The following is a 21226-nucleotide window of genomic DNA, read 5'->3' as shown; positions in this document are numbered from 1 at the left end:
CGTCCGTCGTCCACGGCGCGTCCGCCGAGCCCGGGGATACCGAGGGGTTCGCGTGCCGAACCTGCCTGCATCCGCGGGCTCGGCACCTTCCGGTGCCGCGGCAACCCCGGGCGGGCAGAATGGGCCCATGAGCGACACGCACGCGAACCTCCTCGACGGCCCCGCGCCGGTCCGCCTGCCCGACGACTTCGCGCACGTCCGCGACGCCATCGCGGCCGACGGCGACCCGTACGAGATCGCCGGGCGCTCGCCCGCGAGCTCGCTCGCGTGGGCGTACCTCGCGGAGGACTTCCTCCACGAGAACGGGTCCCGCGGCGCCGTGACCGCGTACGCGTTCGCGCGCACCGGGTACCACCGCGGCCTCGACTCCCTCCGCCGCGCGGGGTGGCGCGGCCAGGGCCCGATCCCCGCCGACCACGTCCCGAACCAGGGCTTCCTGCGCGCGCTGCTCGCGCTCGCCGAGTGCGCGGCGTACCTCGGCGAGGTCGAGGAGGCCGAGCGCTGCGAGCAGTTCCTGCGCGACTCCGGCACGTCGGCCGACGAGGTCCGCGCCCTGCGCTGACCAGCCCGGGTCGCGCGACCGCCGTGCAGGGGCGGTGGACGCGCGACCCACCCGGGCGGCGATTAGAGTCGACGGCATGATCGAGATCGCCACGTCCCCCGCGACGACGACCCTCGTCATCGCCGGAGACCTCGATCTCGCCGAGCGTGACCAGTTCCCGGAGATCGCCGCGCGCGTCGTCGGGCTGCGTCGCCAGCTCCTCGTGATCGACATGTGCCGCGTGACGTTCATGGACTCCACCGGCGCGGCGTTCCTCATCTCGCTCGCGGACTCGGGGCGCAAGCGGGGCGGCGCCACGGTGCTGCGCGGCTGCGACGACCGCGACCTGTTCGTGCTGGAGGTCTGCGGGGCGCTCGAGCTGTTCCGCATCGACTCCGACCACCGCTGCGAGCCCGCGACGCCGCCGTCCGGCTTCGCGAAGGTCGAGCCCCCGGCCTGACGCTCCCGGGCGCTCCTACCGCCCCGACGGGCGCAGCGTGGCCCAGACGAGCTTGCCCGACGCCGTCGGGCGCCAGCCCCAGTCCGCGAGGCGCTCGACGATCTGCATGCCGAACCCGCCCATGCGGTTCGGGTGCCCGTCGGTCGGGACGGGCGGCGCCGGGTTGGAGTCCTCGACCTCGACGCGGATGCCGTCGCCGGTGTCGAAGAGGCGCAGCGCGAGGTGCCCCCAGCCGTGCAGCACCCCGTTCGCCACCAGCTCCGAGACGACGAGCTCGGCGTTCGCGCTGTCGCGCACGCCCCACGCCTGGCACGTGCGCACGACGGCGTGCCGGGCGCGCCCGATCGACGCGGGCTCGCTGGGCAGGAGCCACCGGCGGCTGCGCGGGCTCAGCACGACGGCCGACGCGTCGTGCACCGGGTCCGGGATGCGCACGACGACGAGCGCGACGTCGTCCTCGGGGGCGTCCGCGAGGCGCGAGAGCAGCTCCTCGCCCACGCCCGCGGCGTCGACGGCCGTGACGGCCTCCGACGCCGCGACGAGCGCCTCGAGCCCCACCCGCAGCGCGCGGTCGCGGCGCTCGATGAGGCCGTCGGTGTAGAAGACGAGCGTGTCGCCCGGCGCGAGCGCCGCGACGCCCGTCGACCGGCTCCGGCCGCCGAACCCGACGAGCGCGCCCCCGGCGTCGTCGAGCTGCGTCACGGTGCCGTCGCGCAGCAGGAGCGGCGGCAGGTGCCCGGCGCGCGAGTACTCGATCCGCCAGGCGTCCTCGGGCTGCGCGGCGTCCGGCTGCGTGAGCGCCGCGTACACGAGGCTCGCGGAGCGCGGGATGCGCATGCCCTGGACGAGCTGGTCGACGCGCTCGAGCACCGGCCCGGGCGTCGTGAGCTCGTAGGCGTACGACCGCACGACCGAGCGGAGCTGGCCCATCGCGGCCGCCGCCTCGACGTCGTGGCCCACGACGTCGCCGATCACGAGGCCCACGACGTCGGGCGCGATCTGGAGCACGTCGTACCAGTCGCCGCCCACCTGGGCGTGCTCCGAGTTGGGCGCGTAGTAGGTCCACACGTCGAGGCCGGTCACGTCGGCCTGCTCGGGCAGCATCGCGCGCTGGAGCGTCTCGGCGAGCCGGTGCTCGCGCGCGTAGAGCCGCACGTTGTCGATCGCGGTGCCGGCGCGGCGCGCGATGATCTGGAGGAGCGTGCGCACCCCCTCGCGTGCCTCGGCCTCCGTGCCCAGCCCGTGGAGCGGCGCGTCAGGGACGTCGCCCGTGACGAGCAGGCCGAGGATGCGCCGACGTCCCGGCACGGCGGTGACCGTCACGGAGCCCGGCCGGTGCGGCAGGCCCGAGAGCCGGTGGTGCAGGTCGCGCTGGAGCCAGCCGGAGGCCGACCACTGCGGGTACGTGGCGGAGAGGTCGAGGGTCACGGGGCCCTCGATGCGCCCGTCCAGGACGTCCTGGACGCGGTCCGGCACGTCGACGAGGCGCACGCGCGGCACCGACCCGGTGACGGCGGCGGAGTCACCGAGGGCGTCGGTCGTGTGCAGGCCGGGCGCGACGGGGAACGCCCCGGGCGTGTAGCGGCCGTGCCGCTGCCCGCGCCCGCTCGGAGGCGCGGCGGTGTCGACGCCCTCCGCGTACCGGAGCCCGTCGTCGTTGAGGTAGAAGCCGGCCCAGTCGACGACGTACCCGGCGAGGAGCTCGGTGATGTCGCGCAGCGCGTAGGGCTGGTCGAGGTCGGCGAGGAGGTCCGAGCTGCGGGAGACGACGTCGAGCACCGCGCGCTCGCGCCGCTCGAGCGCGAGCGACGCGACCTGGGCCGCGTACCGCTCGAGGTGCTCGGAGACGTCGACCTGCACGCCGACCCAGTGGGTCACGGTGCCGTCCGGCGCGGCGAGCGGGGACAGCGAGAGCTGCGTCCACACCGGCGAGCCGTCACGCCGCAGCGTGCGGACGGTGTGCGTGATCTCACGCCCTTCCGCGACGGCCGCGCGCAGCTCCTGGGCCTCCACCGGCTCGGTGAGGAGCGACTCGAGCACGCGCGGGCTGCGGCCGAGCACCTCGGCGGCGGCGAACCCGGTCTGGCGCTCGAACGCGGCGTTCACCCACACGATCGGCATCTCGTCCGAGCGCGGGCCGGTGACGAACATCGCGACGCCGGCACCCTCCATCGCCCGCGTGCACAGCTCCCGGACGTGCGCGGGCAGGTCGGTGCCGAGCCCCGGCGAGCTGCCCATCGTCACCTCCGACGGTCCGTGCGTCGATCGTCTGGATACGGACGCCACGGTCGCGTTACTGTCCCGACTGGACATTCAACCGTAGATTGGTGCTTCCCGAGACCGGAACGGGTCGGGACCACGCAGAGAGGAGCGCCGGTGCGCGAAGGTACACCCTCGGCCGCCGACCGTCCGGTCGGCGTCGCCGGCGACCCCGCTGGGGCGGGCGACCCCGCGAGCGTGCACGTCATCGTGGGGACGACGCGCGCCCGCATCGTGCTGTCGGGAGAGATCGACGCCGACCTCGGCGCCGACCTCCAGGAGGCGACCGCCGCGGCGGAGGACTCCGGGCTCCCGGTCGAGATCGACGCGCACCACGTGACCTTCATGGACTCGTCCGGTGTGGCGTTCCTCGCACGTCTCGCCTCGCGCGGCCCGCACCGGGTCCGCGTCCTGCGTGCCCCGCCGACGGTCCGGTTCCTCCTCGAGGTGACCCGCATCGGCGAGCTGCTCGACATCGTCGACGTGGACCCCGGCTTCGACCTCGACGAGCCCTCGGGCACGGGCGACGGCTCCGACGCCACGGACTGAGGTCGCCGCGCGCGCCGCACGGTCACGACCCCGCCGGCACCGGTCACGACCAACCGGCACGACCTCACGTCACGGCCCGGCGTCACGAACCACGACGAAGGCCCCCGGTCCGTACGGACCGGGGGCCTTCGGTGCACCCGGAGCCGGCTCTCCGCCGACCCCTGCGGGCGTCAGCGGATCTTGTTGCCCGCCGAGCGCAGCTGCTGCGACGCCTCGATGATGCGGGCGGCCATGCCGGCCTCGGCCAGCTTGCCCCAGGCGCGCGGGTCGTAGGCCTTCTTGTTGCCGACCTCGCCGTCGACCTTCAGGACGCCGTCGTAGTTGGAGAACATGTGGCCGACGACCGGACGCGTGAACGCGTACTGCGTGTCGGTGTCGATGTTCATCTTGATGACGCCGAAGTCGACCGCGGCCGAGATCTCCTCGGCCGTGGAGCCGGAGCCGCCGTGGAAGACGAGGTCGAACGGGTTCGCCTTGCCGACCTTCGCGCCGACGGCCTCCTGGATCTCCTTGAGGATCTCCGGGCGGAGCTTGACCGCACCCGGCTTGTACACGCCGTGCACGTTGCCGAACGTGAGGGCCGTCAGGTAGCGGCCCTTCTCGCCCGTGCCGAGCGCCTCGATCGTCGCGAGGCCGTCCTCGACCGTCGTGTAGAGCTTCTCGTTGATCTCGGCCTCGTGGCCGTCCTCCTCGCCGCCGACGACGCCGACCTCGATCTCGAGGATGGTGCGCGCCGCCTGCGAGAGCTCGAGGAGCTCCGCCGCGATGGTGAGGTTCTCGTCCAGCGGGACGTCCGAGCCGTCGTACATGTGCGACTGGAACGTCGGCAGGCCGCCGTTCTTCACCTGCTCGGCCTCGATGGCGAGGAGCGGGCGGACCCACGAGTCGAGGTTCTTCTTGACGCAGTGGTCGGTGTGGATCGCGATCTGCACGGGGTAGTTCTTCGCGACCTCGCGCGCGTACGCCGCGAGCGCGAGCGAACCGGCGATGCGGTCCTTGACCGTCGAACCCGAGCCGTACTCGGCGCCGCCCACGGAGACCTGGATGATGCCGTCGGACTCGGCCTCGGCAAAGCCCTGGAGCGCGGCGGTGATGGTCTGCGACGAGGTGATGTTGACGGCCGGGTAGGCGAACGAGCCTGCCTTCGCCCGGTCGATCATCTCGGCGTAGACCTCGGGGGTAGCGATGGGCATGCGAAGCTCCTGTGGAGTCGTGCGGGGTGGACTGTCGGGTCAAAGTCTGGCATGGATGACAGCGCGGGCGTCAGGGCCGTTCGACCTGTGGTCGCCCGGTGACCACGGTTCTACGTGGGCGCGCCGTCCGGCCGCAGGTGCTGGGCCGCCCACGCGTGCAGGGCGATCGCGCCCGCCGCGCCGGCGTTGATCGAGCGGGTCGAGCCGTGCTGGGTGATGTGCAGGACGTCGCGGCACGCGGCGACCGCCTCGGGCGTCAGCCCGGTCGACTCCTGGCCGAGCAGCAGCACGCACGACGCGGGCAGCGCGTACCCCTCGATCGGGACGGACCCCGGGAGGTTGTCGACGCCCAGGAGGGGCAGCCCCTCCCCCGCGGCCCAGGCGGCGAGGTCGTCGACGGACGCGTGGTGGTGCACGTGCAGGTAGCGGTCGGTGACCATCGCGCCGCGGCGGTTCCACCGGCGCCGCCCGACGACGTGCACGCCCGCTGCGTTGAACGCGTTCGCCGTGCGCACCACGGACCCGATGTTGAGGTCGTGCGCCCAGTTCTCGATCGCGACGTGGAGCGACCGCCCCGGGTCGCGGCGCGCGTCGAGGTCGGCGACGACCGCCTCGACGGTCCAGTAGCGGTAGGCGTCGACGACGTTGCGCCGGTCGCCGTGCGCGAGCAGCTCGGGGTCGTAGCGGGGGTCGAGGCGCGACGCCCCGGGCGGGCCGTCGGGGTCCGGGACGCGCGGCCACGCGTCCGGTCCGCCGGGCCACGGCCCGACCCCCACCTCGCGCTCGTCGGTGCGCTCGTCGGTGCGCTCGCCGTCGGACCCGGCGGCGGGTCGCGTTCCGGGCGGCTCCGCGCGCACCCCGTCGGACGGCGTCACGCGCGCTCCCGGAGCCACTCGCGGTAGGTGAGCGTCCCGTAGCGGTGCTCGGGCACGAGGTTGTGGCCCGCACGGAAGAACTCGCCCAGCGGGCCGGGCAGCGGCACCCCGACGACGGGGCGGCGCGAGCCGTGCGCGGTGCGCCACGCGCGCGCCATGTCGTGCGCGTCGAGGACCTCCGGGCCGCCGATCGTCACGGTCGTCGCGTCGGGGCCAGGTCCTGGCACGCCGCCCCCGGGCGGCCTCCCCTCCACGGCGTCGACGAGCGCCCGGGCGACGTCGGCGAGCGCGATCGGCTGGAACCGCACCCCGCGCGGCACGGGCAGCAGGCCGAGCCGTGCCCACCGTCCGAGCCGCCCGTCGCGCCCGAGGAACAGCTCGAGGAACTCGTGGAACTGCGTCGCGCGCACGACCGTCGTCGGGACGCCCCCGGACGAGAGGACCCGCTCCTGCTCGGCCTTCGCGCGGTAGTACCCGTAGTCGCCCTGGTCGACGTTCACGATGGACAGCACGACGACGCGTCCGACCCCGGCGCGGCGTGCTGCCTCCGCGAGCCGCTGCGCACCGACCGTGAAGACCTTCATCGCCCCCGGCGACATCCCGTTGCTCGCGTCGACCACGGCGTCGACATCGGCGAGCGCCGCGTCGAGCGCGGCTGCGACCGTGCCGTCGTCGGGTGCGAGGAGGTCGACACGGTGGTGCGCCGTCCCGGGGACCCGCGCGCCGTCGTCGGGCGCGTGCCGCGACAGCACGCGTACGTCGTGGCCGCGCGTGGCTGCTTCCCGCACGACGGCGCGACCCGCCGCACCGGTCCCGCCCACCACCGCGATGCTCGCCATGACGGACATTCTGCCGGTACCCGCTCCACCGCTCCGGCCCCGTGGGACCTTCACGGCCGGTGCACACCCTGCGTCGGGGTCGGCACCGCCGCCCCCACTACGCTGGTGACCCGTGAACACCCTCGCCGAGCTCGCCTCCGCCCTGCCCGGGGCCGCGCACGCCGCGAGCCTCGGTGCCGCGGGGCCCGTCGCCGCCCTGGGCCCGGACTGGATGGACCCGATGTCGCTCATCGAGCGCTTCGGCGACGCCGCGCTCGTGGGCATCGTCGTCGTGATCTTCGTCGAGACCGGCCTGCTCTTCCCGATCCTGCCGGGCGACTCGCTGCTGTTCACCGCGGGTGCGCTCGTCGCGCAGGACTCGCTCCAGATCAGCCTGCCCGTGCTGCTGGCCCTGCTCTTCGCGGCGGCGTTCCTCGGCGACCAGACGGCCTACCTCATCGGGCGCACCGTCGGGCCCAAGGTGTTCGACAGGCCGGACTCGCGGTTCTTCAAGCGCAAGTACATCGACCAGACCAACGCCTACTTCGAGAAGTACGGCGGCCGGACGATCGTCATCGCGCGCTTCGTGCCCATCGTGCGCACGTACGCGCCGGTCGCCGCGGGCGTCGGCAAGATGCACTACCGGCACTTCGTGGGGTTCAACGCGCTCGGCGCGCTGCTGTGGGCCGTGGGCCTCACGTGGCTCGGCTACCTGCTGGGGAACATCACGTTCGTCAAGGACAACATCGAGGCGCTCGTCCTGCTCATCGTCTTCCTCTCGGTGGTCCCGATGATCGTGGAGGTCTGGCGCGGGCGCCGCGCTGAGAAGCGCGCCGCGGCGCTCGAGGCGCAGATCGCCGCCGACGCGGCAGGGACCGGCGGCGAGCACGCCGTCACCGAGGGCACGACCGCCGTCGGGCACGAGAAGGACGGGAAGGACGCCTGAGATGACGCGAGAGATCACGAGCTGGCTGACGGACATGGACGGCGTGCTCGTCCACGAGGGGCACGCGATCCCCGGTGCTCCGGAGTTCGTGCGGGCGCTGCGCGACAAGGGCCGCCCGTTCCTCATCCTCACGAACAACTCGATCTTCACGGCGCGCGACCTGCGCGCGCGCCTCGCGACGTCGGGCATCGACGTCCCCGAGGAGTCGATCTGGACGTCGGCGCTCGCGACCGCCCAGTTCCTCAGCGACCAGATCCCGAGCGGCAGCGCGTACGCGGTCGGCGAGGCGGGGCTGACGACGGCGCTCTACGAGGCGGGCTACACGCTCACCGAGTCGGACCCGGACTACGTGGTGCTGGGCGAGACGCGCACGTACTCGTTCGAGGCGATCACCAAGGCGATCCGGCTCATCCTCGGCGGCTCGCGGTTCATCTGCACCAACCCGGACACGACCGGGCCGTCCCAGGAGGGCCCGCTGCCCGCGACGGGTGCCGTGGCGGCGATGATCACGGCCGCGACGGGCCGCAAGCCGTACTTCGTCGGCAAGCCCAACCCCATGATGTTCCGCTCGGCGCTCAACCGGATCGACGCGCACTCGGAGAAGACGGCGATGATCGGCGACCGCATGGACACCGACGTCGTCGCGGGCATCGAGGCCGGGCTGTACACGTACCTCGTCATGACGGGGTCGACGAAGATGTCCGACGTCGACCGGTTCCCGTTCCGGCCGAGCAAGGTCGTCGACTCCGTCGCGGACCTCGTCGACCTGGTCTGACGCTCCACCGGCACCACATGCGACGGCGCCCGGTCACCTCGTGAGGTGACCGGGCGCCGTCGTGCGTGGGCGGTGGCTCAGGCGAGCGTGACCGCCTGCGCGCGACCGGCGCGACGGCGCCGCACGGTGAGGATCGCCCCGCCCGTGAGGAGCAGGGTCCCGGCGAGGAGCGCGAGGCTGCCCGCGTCCGTCCCGGTCGAGGCGAGCGCACCGGAGTACGCGTCGCACTCGACGTCGCCGCCGACCGGGAAGGTGAACGTCACGGGCGAGAGGGCCGTGCCGGCCTCGTAGAACCCGGCGAACGCCTTCGCCCCGGCGGCCGTGAGGGTCGCGGGAGCGCCGCTCCACGTGATCGTGGAACCCGACGTCGACTTCTTGCCCGACAGGTCCAGGCTCGCGAACGCGACGCCGCTCGACGAGGACTTGTTGCCCTCCATGTCGCTGCTCTGGACGTCGACCACGAGCGTGCCCGACGACCCGTCCACGACGACGCGCGGGTTGCTGATCCGCAGGTCGAGGATGCCCTCGTGGCCCGAGAACGACACCGAGCCGCCGAAGCTCGCGCGCCCCTTGCCGAGGTCCGTGTTGAACGAGCCCTTGCCGCCGCTCCACGCGAACGCCGAGCCGGAGTCCTGCACGCCGCTCGTCGAGACCGAGCCCTTCGCGATCGGACCCGTCACGTACGCGCGGAACCGGTCGCTCACGCCCCACGAGAGCGTCGCACCGTTGACGCCCTGCGCGAAGCACTGCTCCGCCGCGCTGCCCGAGCCCGTGCCGGTGCCGGTCGTGCCGGCACCGACGATCGTGAGGGGCGCGGACGCCGTGTGGCCCGCACCGATCAGCAGCAGCGTGTGCTCGCCCGGGGCGACGTCCTTCGGGATCGTCACCGTCGAGCTCGCGGCGCCGCCCGCGTTCGCCGTGACACCCGTCGCGAGCGTGCGCGGCGTCGAGCGGATCTCCGTACGGATCCCCGCCTCGTGCGCGCCGAACCCGACGCCGCTGATCGTGACCTCGTCCCCCGGACGGGCCTGCGCCACCGAGAGCGTCGCCTTCGCCGGGTCGGTCGGCGTCCCCGGCGTCCCGGTGCCCGGGGTGCCGATGGTGCCGCCGCCACCGGGGGCGGTCGACACCGCGCCGACGGTGAACGTCACCGGGTCGAGCGCGGTGCCCGCCGGGTAGAAGCCGGAGAACGCGAGCGAGCCGTCGGCCGTGAGCGTCGCCGCAGCCTTCGTGTACGTGACGGCCCCGTCCGCGCTCGTCGTCGGCGCACCGAGCGCGAGCGAGGCGACGACGACGCCCTTGCGGTCGAACGTCGAGCCGTCGAGCCCCGTCGAGCGGGCGTCCACGAGCAGGCGACCCGCACCGGGTCCGGTGACGTCGACGACCGGGTTCGTCAGCGCGAGGTCCAGCGCGCCCGAGTGACCCGTGAAGCGGACCGTGCCGGAGTACTTCACGCTGCCCCGCCCGCTCGCCGCGGTCCACGTTCCGCCGTCGGCCTGGCCGAACCGGAAGAGTCCGTCGACCACGGCAGCGCCGGACGACGTCGTCGCCCCGCCGCCCGCGACCGGGCCGACGATGTAGCTGCGGAACGACTCCTTGACGCCCCACGTCAGGGAGCCCGCCGTCGTCGGGACCGACGGCTTCGCCGTCACCGTCACCGTGACGGGCGACGAGGCCGAGCCGACGAACGCGGTGCTGTCCGACGGGACGAACGTCGCCGTCACGGCGTGCGACCCGGCCGCGAGTCCGGTCGCCCGGTACGACGCGACGCCGTCGACGACCGTCGCCGTGCCGAGCGTCGTGTCCCCGGCGGTGAAGCGGACCGCGCCGGCCGCCTGCGGGGTGACCGTCGCCGTGAACGTCACGGCCGTGCCCTCGACGACCGAGGTCGCCGAAGAGGCGAGCGCTGTCGTGGTCGGCCGGGCCTCCGGCGCGGGCTGGCGTACCGCGACCGGGGTGAACGTGTCGAGGCTGCGGTCGGTCGCCGAGAGGCCGTGCGCCGCCGACGTCGCGACCACGTACTCCTTCGACGGGTCGAACGAGCCCGCCGGGACCGTCAGCGTCGTGGTGAACGCGCCGTCGACCACCTGCTGCGGCATGACCCAGCCGAGCTGGAGCCACCCCGTCGCGACGAGCGGGCCCGAGCCGTCCCAGATCGACTTCTCACCGACCACCACGTACGCGCCGAACCGCGCACCGTCGCCGACGAACCCGGTGCCCGAGACCGTGAACGTGTTCTCCACCGCCGGGTCCACCGGGGTGGACGGCGAGACGGTGACCTTCGGCTCCACCGCGGGCTCCGGCTCCGGAGCCGGGGCCGTGACGGTGAGCGTCGTGCTGCCTGTCACGCCGAGCTCGGACGTCACGACGACGGGGACGGACCCCGCGGCGGCGTCGGCCGGGACGGCGAGCAGGATCGTGGCGCCGTCACGCGAGAAGGTCGCAGCCTTTCCGCCGAACGTCACGCCCTTGACGACGTCGCCCTCGACGAGGCCGTCCACGGCGATCCGCACGGTGTCGCCTGCCTCGACCGTCGTCGTGGCGGGCGTCACCGAGAGCGACGCGGGCACGTCGAACACGACCGGGGCGTAGAGCTCCTGGTCCGCGTTGACGGCGCCGCCGGCGGGGTAGGTGTAGACGCCGTAGCGCCCGCCCTCCAGCGCCGCGGGGTTCTTCACGACGAGGCGCGCCTCGAACGTGCCGTCCTCGGCGATCTCGGTCCAGGCCGCGCGGATCGCCCCCTGGTACTGCGGCGGGACCTGGTCCAGGACGGACGCCGCGAGTGCCCACGACTGCGAACCGACCTTGCGCGCCGACCCCTTGGCGTCCTCCGACGGACGCCACTCCTCCGCGAAGGACCCGAACACGACGTACGTGCCCTGCGGGAGCGTCGCGGGGATCGGCATGCCGTAGCCCCCGACGTTCGCCGCCGGGTCGAAGCCCGAGCCCTTGACGACGATCGTGTCGCCGACCTGGACGGGCGTGTCACCGAGCGGCGTGGTGCCGTCCGCGGCGTAGACGTCGATGGCGGGCTCCCACGCGGTGACCTCGTCCTCGCCGAACGCGAGGGTGACCGGTGCCGTCTTCTTGGCCTCGGCGTTCGCGTCGTTCGGGCCGCTAGCGGCGAAGTGCGCGCGCTGGCCCGTCGGCTCGAGGTAGGCGAGGAGGGCGTCCGTGTACTGCTGGGCCGACGACGTCACGAGGACCCGGCCGGTGCCGAGCGCCCCCGGGTCGACGGTGAACGTCGCGACGTCGAGCCGCGTCGCGGCGGACGAGTCGGCCGCGTCCGTGAGGTTGTCCCACGACACCGCGGCCGACAGCACGCCGTGCCCCGCCTGGTCGACGCGCGCGGTGAGGTCCTCGAGCTGGAGCCAGTAGAACGGCGTGCTGCCCGCGTACGTGTTCTTCCACGTGAGGCGGACCGCTCCGGACAGCGTCAGGTCGGTGACGCCGCCGGACTGCGCCACCGCCGTGACCGGGAAGCCGAACGTGCCGTCGGCGGTGACGCCGCCCGTGACCTGCTTGTCGTTGTAGTAGGAGAAGACGCGGTCGGAGACCTTCCACGAGACGGTGCCGTGCGTCGTCCCCGGCTCGGCGATCTGCGGGAAGGGCGCGCTGACAGGCTCCTGGGGCTCCGGCTGCTGCACCGCGACGGGGGTGAACGTGTCGAGGCTGCGGTCGGTCGCGGAGAGGCCGTGCGCCGCCGACGTCGCGACCACGTACTCCTTCGACGGGTCGAACGAGCCCGCCGGGACCGTCAGCGTCGTCGTGAACGCGCCGTCGACCACCTGCTGCGGCATGACCCAGCCGAGCTGGAGCCACCCGGTCGCGACGAGCGGGCCCGAGCCGTCCCAGATCGACTTCTCACCGACCACCACGTACGCGCCGAACCGCGCGCCGTCGCCGACGAACCCGGTGCCCGAGACCGTGAACGTGTTCTCCACCGCCGGGTCCACCGGGGTGGACGGCGAGACGGTGACCTTCGGGTCCACCGCGGGCTCCGGCTCCGGCTCGGGCTCGGGCGCGGTGGCGGTCACGGAGTGCGCGACACCGGCCGACGTGGAGGCGACGAAGGCCGCCGGGTCGGCCGGCTCGAAGGTCGCGCTCAGCTCGTGCGCACCGGCGGCGAGGCTCGCCGTCTCCAGGCGCGCGACGCCGTCGGCCACCGGCGTGGTGCCCAGCACGGCGCTGCCGTCACGGAACTCGACCGTGCCCGCGGCGGCAGGCGCGACGGTCGCGGCGAGCGTCACGGTCGTGCCCGCGACGGAGGTGCCCGCCGGCGTCACGGCGAGCGTGGTCGTCGTCGCCTGCGCCGGGGCCGCCGGCTCGGGGGACTCGACGCGCGCGGTCAGCGTCGCGATCGGCTTCCCCGCGTACGACGAGAAGTAGGAGGAGACGTCGCCGAGCGACGCCGCGACGGTCCCGTTCGCCACGAACGTCACCTGGTCGCCGTCGCGCGTCGCCGACACGGCGACGTCCGCGACCTTGGCGTCGTCGCCGGCACCGGCGTTCACGGTGCCGGCGAAGTCGGCGTAGAGGACGCCGGTCGTGGGGCCGGTGAGGTCGAGGCGCAGGTCGGAGACGGTCACGTCGAGCGCGCCGTGGTGGCCCTGGTAGCGGGTGGAGCCCCCGAGCCGCACGGAGCCGATGCCGGACCCGTCGTCGTAGGTGCCGGACGCCGGGCCGTAGGAGGACTGGCCCCCTTGGAGGGCCGGCGTGACCGTGCCCTGCGCGATCGGGCCGGTGACGTACGACGTCCAGGAGTCGACGAAGTTCCAGGTGGCCGAGCCGCCCGTCACGTCGGTCGGGGCCGCCTGCGCGGGAGCCCCCGCTCCCGCGACGGTCAGGCCTGCGGCGAGGGCCGCGGCGAGGAAGGAGGCGAGGCCGCGGCGGACGCGTCTCGACGATGAAGTGCGCACAAGGTCTCCCGTGCTGGTCCGGGCGAGGTCCCGGCGGGAGCGGGACCGACGACGCGGAGCGTGCTGACGCTCCGTCGTGACGGACCATATAAGGCTCGCCTCACCAAAGCAAGGTAAGCCTGACCTATCTTGGTGTGACGCGTGCCTCGTCGCGCGGCTGCTCGCACGACGACGCCCCGTGGCGTGGCCACGGGGCGTCGTCAGGACGGCGGGAGGACCGGGATCAGGCGAGGCCGAGGTCTTCCAGGCTGAAGAGGAAGTGGTACGGCACGCCGAACGCCTCGATCTTCTCGCCCGCGCCCGTCGCGCGGTCGACGATCGTCGCCACCCCGACGACCTCGCCACCGGCGGCGCGCACGGCCTCGATCGCCGTGATCGGCGACCCGCCCGTCGTCGTGGTGTCCTCGACCACGACGACCTTGCGGCCGGCGACGTCCGGGCCCTCGATCTGCCGCTGCATGCCGTGCGCCTTGGCCGCCTTGCGCACGACGAACGCGTCGAGGTCCTGCCCGCGCGAGGCCGCGGCGTGCAGGAGCGCGGTCGCGATGGGGTCGGCCCCGAGGGTCAGCCCGCCGACGGCGTCGACCTCCGCCGTCCCGAGCCCACGCTCCTCGAGGAGGTCGAGGAGCTGGTGCCCGATGAGGGGCGCGGCTCGGTGGTGCAGCGTCACGCGCCGCAGGTCGACGTAGTAGTCCGCCTCCTTGCCGGAGGAGAGCGTCACCCGGCCGTGCACGACGGCGAGCTCACGGATGAGGGCGAGCAGCTGCTCGCGGGGCGTGTCGGCGAGCGTCGAGCCCAGATCACTAGTCACGACGGCCAGGGTAGTCGGCGGGGCGCCGCCCGTCAGGACCGCCCGGGCGTTCCCGGCCCCTCACGCGTGGACCGGCTCCACCGGGCTCGCGCCGAAGGGCCCGTACGTCGCGCCGCCCACCCGCTCGGCGTCGTCGATGTAGCGGACCAGGGCCTCGCGGGACCGGGTCAGCGTGTCGATCTGGTCGTCCACGCGATCCAGCCGCGCCCGCAGGGCGGTCAGCAGCTCCGGGCATCCCACGAGCTCCGGAGCCTCCCCGGTGGCGCACGGCAGCAGGTAGCGGATGTCCTCGGTGGACAGCCCGGCGTCGAGCAGGTGCCGGATCTGCCTCACCTTCACCAGGTCGGCTTCGTCGTACCGGCGGTATCCGCCCGCGGTACGGTCCGGTTCCAGCAGCCCCTGGTCCTCGTAGTACCGGAGCTGGTGGGCCTTGACCCCGCTCCGACGGCTCAGCTCTCCGATGTGCACGACGCCCCCTTGACCTTCAGACCGGTCTGAACGTCGACCATGCTGCCATGGCACACCACACGAGCACCCAGACCAGCACCGAGACCAGCACCGAGACCAGCACCGAGACCAGCACCGAGACCAGCACCGACGTGACGATCGTCGGCCTGGGGCTGATGGGCAGGGCTCTGGCAGACGCGGTGCTGACGGCGGGGCACCGGGTGACGGTCTGGAACCGCACGGCCGCGAAGGCGGAGAGACTCGCCTCCCGAGGTGCGCGGCTCGCCGCCTCGGTCGAGAGCGCGGTCCTCGCGAGCCCCGTGAGCATCGTCTGCGTCGCGGACTACGAGTCGCTCCGGCAAGCGTTCGCGTCGGTCTCCGGGGAGCTCGACGGCCGGGTCCTGGTCAACCTGACCTCGGGCGACCCGGAGCAGGCCCGCGAGCTGGCCCGGTGGGCGGACCAGGCCGGCGCCCGCTCCCTCGACGGCGCGATCATGGCGGTCCCCTCGACCATCGGCACCGCCGACGCGGTCATCCTGCTGAGCGGTTCGAGGGCGGCCTTCGAGACCCACCAGTCCCTCCTCGCCGCACTCGGAGACGCGACCTTCCTCGGCGACGACCACGGCCTGTCGGCGCTGTACGACGTCGCCGGCCTCAGCGTGATGTGGGGCGTCCTGAACGCCTGGCTCCAGGGGGTGGCGCTGCTGAGCACCGCCGGCGTCGACGCGTCCGCCTTCACGCCGTTCGCGGCGCAGGTCGCGCAGGAGACGGTCGGGTGGCTGCCCGGATATGCCGCCCAGATCGACCGCGGCTCCTTCACGCCCGACGACGCGACGCTCGCCACCCACGCGGGCGGGATCGCCCACCTGGTCCGGGTGAGCGAGAAGCTGGGCGTCGACGCGGAGCTCCCGCGGCTGTTCGGGTCGGTGGTGGCCCGCGCGATCGCCGCCGGCCGGGCGGAGCTGAGCTACGCCGCGCTGATCGAGCAACTCACCCCGGCGCCGGGCGCCTCCTGACGAGCGAGGCTGCGCACCTACCGGTACTTGCCGATCGCCCGGACGGCCGAGCGGGGCATCGCCCGCAGCGCGGCCGACGCGACGCGGTAGCGCACCGACGGGGTCGAGATGACGACGCCGCGCCGCACGTCCGCGAGCGCCGTCGCGACCACGCGGTCGGCGTCGAGCCACGCGAGGTCCGGCAGGACGGACTTGTCGATGCCGGCGCGGTCGTGGAACTCGGTGTGCGTGAAGCCCGGGCACAGGACGGTCGCGGTGACCCCCGTGCCGTGCAGCTCGACGGCGAGGCCCTCCGTGAACGAGCGCACCCACGCCTTCGCCGCCGCGTACGTGCCGCCGGCGGTGAGGGCGGCGACGGACGCGACGTTGAGGATCGCGCCGCGTCCCCGCTCCGTCATCTGCCCGGCGGCGGCGTGGGACAGGACCAGGACGGCCCGGACCATGACGTCGAGCGCACGGAGCTCGACGTCGAGGTCGCCGTCCACGAAGTGCTGCTGGGTCGCGAAGCCCGCGTTGTTGACGAGCAGCCCGACCGGCCGCTCGTCCGGGCCCCCGGTCGAGGCGAGGCGCTCGGCCACGCGCGCGACGTCGTCGGGCACGGAGAGGTCGGCCGGCAGGACCTGGACCCGCACGCCCGCGGCGGCCCGGACCTGGCCCGCGACCTCCTCGAGGCGCGCCTCGTCGCGCGCGACGAGCACGAGGTCGTGCCGCGCCGTGGCGAGCTGCCACGCGAACTCCAGGCCCAGGCCGGCGCTCGCGCCGGTGATGAGTGCTGTCGCCATGGCCACAGCCTACGGGCGGCGGCGCCCGGACCCCGCCGCCACACGGACACCGACGTCGGTACGGTGGAGCCCGTGCGCCTCGCGACCTGGAACATCAACTCCGTCCGTGCCCGCGTCGACCGGGCGGTCGCGTTCCTCGAGCGAACCGGGACCGACGTCCTCGCGCTCCAGGAGACCAAGTGCGCCGACGCCCAGTTCCCCGTCGCGCCGTTCGAGGCGGCGGGTTACGAGGTCGCGCACGTGGGCGTGAACCAGTGGAACGGCGTCGCGGTCGTCTCGCGCGTCAGCCTGGACGACGTCGAGACCTCCTTCCCGGGCCAGCCCGCCTTCGGCGAGAAGGTCGAGGCGCGTGCCCTGGGCGCGACGTGCGGCGGCGTGCGTGTGTGGAGCCTGTACGTCCCGCACGGCCGCGAGGTCGGCGACCCGCACTACGCGTACAAGCTGCGCTGGCTCGACGAGCTGCGCGGCCGGGCCGAGGGCTGGCTCGCGGACGACCCCGCGGCGCAGGTCGCCCTGGTCGGGGACTGGAACGTCGCGCCGCTCGACACCGACGTGTGGGACGTCGCGTACTTCGCGGGCAAGACGCACGTGACGCCCGCGGAGCGGGACGCGTTCGCCGCGTTCGGGGCAGCCGGGTACACCGAGGTCACGCGCGAGGCGCTCCCCGCCGAGCACACGTACACGTACTGGGACTACCAGCGGCTGCGCTTCCCGCGGAACGAGGGCATGCGGATCGACTTCGCCTACCTCTCCCCCGCCGCGCGCGCCCGCGTGACCGGCGTGACGATCGACCGCGACGAGCGCAAGGGCAAGGGCGCGTCGGACCACGTGCCGGTCGTCGTCGACCTCGAGGACTGAGCGACCGTCCCGCCCGCGGTGCGTGGACGCGGGCGGGACGGTCGAGGCTCTCCCGAGCTACTTCAGGTACGGCCCCGCCTGCCCGACCTTGCCCGGCGCAGGGTTGCCCGGGAGGTCGAGGACGTAGGCGCGCAGGTTGCCCTTGCCCGGTGCGGGGACGGTCAGGGTCCCGGTCGTCACGACCTTCCGGTCGCCCGTCACGGCGTCCACGTAGGTGCCGTTCGGGACGCGGGAGAAGGTCGCGGCGTCCGTCACCGTGACGAGCACGAAGCTGTCCACGGCACCCTCGGTGAACCGGCGCTTGTACGCCATGTTCCCCTGCACGCCGACCGTCGAGTACTGCCCCTTCTGGAGCGCCGGCACGGCGCGACGGATCTGGTTGAGCCGCTGCACGTGCTGGACGAGCGGCTTCTGGAGCGTCTGCGCGACCGCGCCCGACGCGGACTCCACGACGCCGAAGTCGCTCGCCACGACGTCGCCCGCGAGGTGGTCGCCGTAGTACGCGCGTCCGGTGGTCGCGAGCGGGCACGTCGGCCCGCAGTCGATCGGCTTGCCTGCCTGGAACTCGATCTCCGAGCCGTAGTAGAGCGTCGGGATGCCCCGGAACGTCCACATGAGGCTCATGTTCTCCGCCCACGCGTCGGTGCCGCCGGCGTAGCGCACGGTCGACTTGTTGGGCCCGTAGTCGTGCGAGTCGACGTACACGACGTTGTACGTCGCGTCGTTGTACGAGTCGTCCGAGTCCTTGCCGTTGTGGTACGCGTTGCCCGCGTCCCCGAAGTTCATGTGCATGCGCATGTCGATGACGTTCATGCCCGAGAACTTCGAGTGGTCGGGCGCGTGGTACGTGTTGCCGTCGGCGCCACCGAGGAACGCGTTGTCCGACGTCGGCTGGTTGCCCGTGCCCAGGAGGTTCTCGTACTGGAACTGCTCGGCGGCCGCCACGACGTCGTCCAGGGAGTACTCCTTGCGCTCCTTCCACGTGTAGAACTGCGCGGAGTGGTTCACGGAGCCGCGGTTCCACTTGTCGTTGACGAACGCCGCGACCTCGCCGAAGACGTAGAAGTCCTTGCCCTTCTCGCCGTGCGTCGCCACGGCGTGCTCCTGGATCGCGGGCAGGAAGTGCCGGTTCCACATGACGCGCGGGACGTGCACGGCGGTGTCGACGCGGAAGCCGTCGACGCCCATGTCGATGTACCGGTTGTAGGCGTCGATGAGGTACTGCTGCACCTCGGCGTTCTCGGTGTTGAAGTCGGCCAGGTCGTCGTGCAGCCAGCAGTCCTGCGCGTCCTTGCCCTCCCAGTTGCCGATCCAGCACTGGTGGTACGTGCTCTTCGGGAACATGCCCGACGTGGGCGAGGGCCACTGGCAGTGGTAGATCTGAAACCCCTCTGGGCTCTTGTACTGCGTGGGCGTGCCGAACCCGGAGCACGTGCTCCCCGCCGGGGCCGTCGTCGACCACAGGTCGCCGTTGTACGTGCGGCCCTTCGCGAGCGCGTTCTGCGCGGCGGTCAGGGTCGGGTCGTTGCCGTCGTTCTCCTCCATCGGGTCGTACTCGCGGCCCTCCTCCTTGGCCGAGTACATCCAGTCCCACTGGCCGTCGCGCGCGCCCCACACGGTCGGCACGAACAGGCCCTTGGCGCCCCAGCGCGACGAGTGGTTGTACACGACGTCCTGGTAGATCTTGATGCCCTTCGCGTGCGCGGCGTCGATGAGGTCCTGGTAGGAGGCGCCCGGCGTCTCGAGGCGCGGGTCCACGCGGAAGAAGTCCCAGCCGTGGTAGCCGTGGAAGTCGTAGTCGGACCGGTTGAGCACGACGGGCGTGATCCAGATCGCCGAGAAGCCGAGGCCCTTGACGTAGTCCAGCTTGTCGATCAGCCCCTGGAAGTCGCCGCGGAACATGGGGTCGTCGTTCGCCGCGTTGCCCGACTTCACGTGCTGGGACCCGCCGCGGTTGTTCTCGCTCACGCCGTCGTTGAAGCGCGCGGTCATGACGAAGTAGATCGAGTCCTCGCGCGGGTCGCCGCCGAGCGGCTCGCCCGTCGTCCCCGGGTCGACCACGGGCTTCGTCCCCGTCGTGACGACGACCGGCGCGCTCGCCGCCGAGCGGTTCCCGGCGGCGTCGACGGCCGCCACGGTGTACGTGTACGCGGTCCGCTCGAGCAGCCCGACGTCCGTCGCCGACGCGGTCGTGACGTCCCGCGTCACCGGGCCCGCTCCCCCGGTGCGGGTGAGGGTGTAGCCGGTGACGGCTGTGTCGTCCGTCGCGGCGTCCCACGTGACCGTCACGCGCACGCCGTCGGCCGTCGCGACGATCCCGGACGGGACGCTGGGCGCCTGCGTGTCCGGCTCCTCGGGGACGTCGGGGCCGCACGGGCTCTGCGCGACGGGCGCGACGACGCCGCCCGAGACCGTCTGCGGTCCCGCGGTGTAGCGGTAGTTGCCTCCCCCGTTGTTGTCCCACCGCCCGGCGCCGTCGTTGAAGACGACCTGGCCGCCGCTCGCATCGCCGAGGTCGATGGTGTGCGCGAACCAGCCCGCGCACGCGGCGGTCATCGGCGTGCCCGGGACGCTCGTCCACGCGCCCGAGCCCACCTGGTAGTGGATCTTCGGCGCGGCCCACGACGTCGCGTAGTAGATCGTCGCGGTGGGGTCGGCGGGGTCCGTGGGGTCCGTGGGATCGGTGCCGCACGGCGACGCGCCCGACGTGAGCGCGCCGTCCCGCACGACGACCGTCCCCGCGCCCGCGCGGTAGTTGGCACCCCGGTTGTTGTCCCAGGTCCCGGCGCCGTCGTTGAAGGTGAGCTGCACCCCCGACGCCGCGCCGAGGTCGATCTCGGCCGTGAGCCAGCCCGCGCAGGCGTCCGCCATCGGGACGCCGGGGACCGTCGTCCACGCGGCGCCGTCGACGCCGTAGTGGACGTTCGTCGCCGTCCAGCCCGGGCGGTCGGGGTAGAAGACGGTCGTCGTGGCCGTCGTCGCGGTCGCCGCGGTCGTCGTCGTGCTCGGCGCCGCGACGGCGCTCAGGCCGGCCGCTCCCGGCAGGGCGACGGCGAGGGCCAGGGCCCCCGCCAGGCGTGCCCGCGATCTTGCGAGCCTCGTTGTTCGCATCCGTGATCCTCCGTGTCTGTCCCGGCGTCGGTGCCGGGACGTCGGCCGCCGGTCCGCGTGCCGCCGTCGTGGAGGACGCACCCTGGCTGTACCGTTGCTGCAAGATGTAGCAATATTTGCGACGGCTTACAAGAGCCTGTTCATACGGCGGACGGCGCGCCGCCCCCGTCGCTACGGTGTGTCCATGACCACGCCCCCCGTCCCGCCGTACGGGTCGCCCGACGAACCTGTCGACCCGTACGCCGCCCCGCGCCCGCACCAGCCTCCGCTCACCCCGTACAACCCGCCGACCGACGCCGGCGCCCCGGCGCCGGAGCAGGGCGGTTTCGTGGCACCGTCCGGGGCGGGCGGCGGGTACCCGGGCACACCGGCAGCCGGGACGGGAGCCCCCTACGGCGCGCCCGCCGCTCCGGTCGGGCAGGGGTCGCCCTACGGCCCGGGCACCGCACCCGCCTACGGCTCCGCACCGGGCGGCGGGTACCCGCCGTCGGATCCGTCCGCCTACCCCGGGTCTCCCGGCTACGGCGCCTACCCGCCCCCGTACGGGTCCGTGTACACGGCGCCGCCGCGGACGAACGGGCTGGCGCTCGCGTCGATGATCGTCTCGATCGCGAGCCTCGTGCTCTGCGCGGGCTTCCCCGGGATCGTCGGCCTCGTCCTCGGGATCGTCGCGCTCAACCAGGTGATGCGCGACGGGACGCGCGGGCGCGGGTTCGCCGTCACCGGGATCGTCGTGGGAGCCGTCTGCACGGCGTTCGCGATGCTCATCGTGCTCGCCGCGACCCTGAGCGACTCGTAGCCGTGGCCGACGACGACCTCTTCGCCCCGCCCGGCGGCCCGGCCGGCCCGCCCCGGCCGCCCGCCCC

The 21226-nt window shown here is 73.5% G+C and carries 17 protein-coding genes; 8 read left to right on the top strand and 9 right to left on the bottom strand.

Translation table 11 applies throughout. The annotated features are described in order from the left end of the window. Positions 1-127: 127 nt before the first annotated feature. Together FB00_RS14285 and FB00_RS14280 are read left to right on the top strand one after the other, a co-directional pair. Complete coding sequence (locus FB00_RS14285) at positions 128-562, top strand: DUF3151 domain-containing protein (RefSeq protein ID WP_047233595.1); 435 nt, start codon at positions 128-130, stop codon at positions 560-562. 76 nt (positions 563-638) lie between these two features. Further along, on the top strand, positions 639-1001 hold the full coding sequence (locus tag FB00_RS14280; protein ID WP_047233594.1) for an STAS domain-containing protein: 363 nt from the start codon (positions 639-641) through the stop codon (positions 999-1001). Positions 1002-1016: 15 nt separating this feature from the next. Here the strand turns inward: FB00_RS14280 and FB00_RS14275 are convergent, their stop codons facing one another. Further along, the gene (locus FB00_RS14275; RefSeq protein WP_047233625.1) at positions 1017-3239 is read right to left on the bottom strand and encodes a SpoIIE family protein phosphatase; all 2223 of its coding nucleotides are present in this window, start codon (positions 3237-3239) and stop codon (positions 1017-1019) included. Between the two features lie 138 nt (positions 3240-3377). Between FB00_RS14275 and FB00_RS14270 the strand changes: the two genes are divergently transcribed. Continuing rightward, positions 3378-3809, top strand: coding sequence for an STAS domain-containing protein (locus FB00_RS14270; protein WP_047233593.1), 432 nt, complete (start codon positions 3378-3380; stop codon positions 3807-3809). A 170-nt stretch (positions 3810-3979) separates the two neighbouring features. On the opposite strand, the gene fbaA is transcribed toward FB00_RS14270, so the two are convergent. The 3 genes from fbaA to FB00_RS14255 all read right to left on the bottom strand — a co-directional run bounded on the left by fbaA (position 3980) and on the right by FB00_RS14255 (position 6716). Next, positions 3980-5002: a class II fructose-bisphosphate aldolase gene (fbaA, locus tag FB00_RS14265; protein ID WP_047233592.1), complete on the bottom strand. Its 1023-nt coding sequence runs from the start codon at positions 5000-5002 to the stop codon at positions 3980-3982. Positions 5003-5112: 110 nt separating this feature from the next. Then, positions 5113-5877: a TrmH family RNA methyltransferase gene (locus FB00_RS14260; protein ID WP_419865528.1), complete on the bottom strand. Its 765-nt coding sequence runs from the start codon at positions 5875-5877 to the stop codon at positions 5113-5115. Continuing rightward, positions 5874-6716 (bottom strand): SDR family oxidoreductase, encoded by an 843-nt coding sequence (locus FB00_RS14255; protein ID WP_047233623.1) that lies wholly within the window; start codon positions 6714-6716, stop codon positions 5874-5876. Before FB00_RS14255 ends, FB00_RS14260 begins: the two co-directional genes overlap by 4 nt. A 112-nt stretch (positions 6717-6828) precedes the next feature. On the opposite strand from FB00_RS14255, the gene FB00_RS14250 reads away from it, so the two are divergent. Both FB00_RS14250 and FB00_RS14245 read left to right on the top strand, forming a co-directional pair. After that, positions 6829-7641: a VTT domain-containing protein gene (locus tag FB00_RS14250; protein WP_331386746.1), complete on the top strand. Its 813-nt coding sequence runs from the start codon at positions 6829-6831 to the stop codon at positions 7639-7641. A 1-nt stretch (position 7642) separates the two neighbouring features. After that, positions 7643-8416: an HAD-IIA family hydrolase gene (locus FB00_RS14245; protein WP_047233591.1), complete on the top strand. Its 774-nt coding sequence runs from the start codon at positions 7643-7645 to the stop codon at positions 8414-8416. Between the two features lie 77 nt (positions 8417-8493). Here FB00_RS14245 and FB00_RS14240 read toward each other — a convergent pair whose 3' ends face one another. The 3 genes from FB00_RS14240 to FB00_RS14230 all read right to left on the bottom strand — a co-directional run bounded on the left by FB00_RS14240 (position 8494) and on the right by FB00_RS14230 (position 14614). Next, on the bottom strand, positions 8494-13335 hold the full coding sequence (locus FB00_RS14240) for an HtaA domain-containing protein (protein ID WP_047233590.1): 4842 nt from the start codon (positions 13333-13335) through the stop codon (positions 8494-8496). A gap of 223 nt (positions 13336-13558) precedes the next feature. Beyond that, complete coding sequence (gene pyrE, locus FB00_RS14235; protein WP_419865527.1) at positions 13559-14146, bottom strand: orotate phosphoribosyltransferase; 588 nt, start codon at positions 14144-14146, stop codon at positions 13559-13561. Positions 14147-14206: 60 nt separating this feature from the next. After that, positions 14207-14614 carry a MerR family transcriptional regulator gene (locus FB00_RS14230; RefSeq protein WP_047233589.1) on the bottom strand — a complete coding sequence of 136 codons (408 nt, stop codon included), beginning with the start codon at positions 14612-14614 and terminating at the stop codon, positions 14207-14209. Between the two features lie 47 nt (positions 14615-14661). Here FB00_RS14230 and FB00_RS14225 point away from each other — a divergent pair, with 47 nt between their 5' ends. Continuing rightward, positions 14662-15609: an NAD(P)-dependent oxidoreductase gene (locus FB00_RS14225; protein WP_082141334.1), complete on the top strand. Its 948-nt coding sequence runs from the start codon at positions 14662-14664 to the stop codon at positions 15607-15609. Positions 15610-15626: 17 nt separating this feature from the next. Here FB00_RS14225 and FB00_RS14220 read toward each other — a convergent pair whose 3' ends face one another. After that, complete coding sequence (locus FB00_RS14220) at positions 15627-16391, bottom strand: SDR family NAD(P)-dependent oxidoreductase (RefSeq protein ID WP_047233588.1); 765 nt, start codon at positions 16389-16391, stop codon at positions 15627-15629. A 72-nt stretch (positions 16392-16463) separates the two neighbouring features. Here FB00_RS14220 and FB00_RS14215 point away from each other — a divergent pair, with 72 nt between their 5' ends. Further along, entirely contained in the window at positions 16464-17249 is a 786-nt protein-coding gene (locus tag FB00_RS14215) for an exodeoxyribonuclease III (RefSeq protein WP_047233619.1), read from the top strand. Positions 17250-17306: 57 nt separating this feature from the next. Here the strand turns inward: FB00_RS14215 and FB00_RS14210 are convergent, their stop codons facing one another. Further along, on the bottom strand, positions 17307-20360 hold the full coding sequence (locus FB00_RS14210) for a carbohydrate binding domain-containing protein (protein ID WP_047233587.1): 3054 nt from the start codon (positions 20358-20360) through the stop codon (positions 17307-17309). Between the two features lie 184 nt (positions 20361-20544). Between FB00_RS14210 and FB00_RS14205 the strand changes: the two genes are divergently transcribed. Next, positions 20545-21159: a DUF4190 domain-containing protein gene (locus tag FB00_RS14205; protein WP_052877691.1), complete on the top strand. Its 615-nt coding sequence runs from the start codon at positions 20545-20547 to the stop codon at positions 21157-21159. The last annotated feature ends 67 nt before the right edge of the window (positions 21160-21226 follow it).

Source organism: Cellulosimicrobium funkei, assembly GCF_001019615.1.
Taxonomy (GTDB): Bacteria; Actinomycetota; Actinomycetes; order Actinomycetales; family Cellulomonadaceae; genus Cellulosimicrobium; species Cellulosimicrobium cellulans_E.
The sequence above is the reverse complement of the archived record's forward strand: the minus strand, read 5'-3'. Positions and strand labels throughout refer to the sequence as shown.

Bases quoted from the DNA above. Each gene is read 5' to 3' on its own strand.
- FB00_RS14285 (WP_047233595.1), top strand. From the start codon at position 128: ATGAGCGACACGCACGCGAACCTCCTCGACGGCCCCGCGCCGGTCCGC.
- FB00_RS14280 (WP_047233594.1), top strand. From the start codon at position 639: ATGATCGAGATCGCCACGTCCCCCGCGACGACGACCCTCGTCATCGCC.
- FB00_RS14275 (WP_047233625.1), bottom strand. From the start codon at position 3,239: ATGGGCAGCTCGCCGGGGCTCGGCACCGACCTGCCCGCGCACGTCCGG.
- fbaA (WP_047233592.1), bottom strand. From the start codon at position 5,002: ATGCCCATCGCTACCCCCGAGGTCTACGCCGAGATGATCGACCGGGCG.
- FB00_RS14255 (WP_047233623.1), bottom strand. From the start codon at position 6,716: ATGGCGAGCATCGCGGTGGTGGGCGGGACCGGTGCGGCGGGTCGCGCC.
- FB00_RS14245 (WP_047233591.1), top strand. From the start codon at position 7,643: ATGACGCGAGAGATCACGAGCTGGCTGACGGACATGGACGGCGTGCTC.
- FB00_RS14225 (WP_082141334.1), top strand. From the start codon at position 14,662: ATGGCACACCACACGAGCACCCAGACCAGCACCGAGACCAGCACCGAG.
- FB00_RS14220 (WP_047233588.1), bottom strand. From the start codon at position 16,391: ATGGCGACAGCACTCATCACCGGCGCGAGCGCCGGCCTGGGCCTGGAG.
- FB00_RS14210 (WP_047233587.1), bottom strand. From the start codon at position 20,360: ATGCGAACAACGAGGCTCGCAAGATCGCGGGCACGCCTGGCGGGGGCC.
- FB00_RS14205 (WP_052877691.1), top strand. From the start codon at position 20,545: ATGACCACGCCCCCCGTCCCGCCGTACGGGTCGCCCGACGAACCTGTC.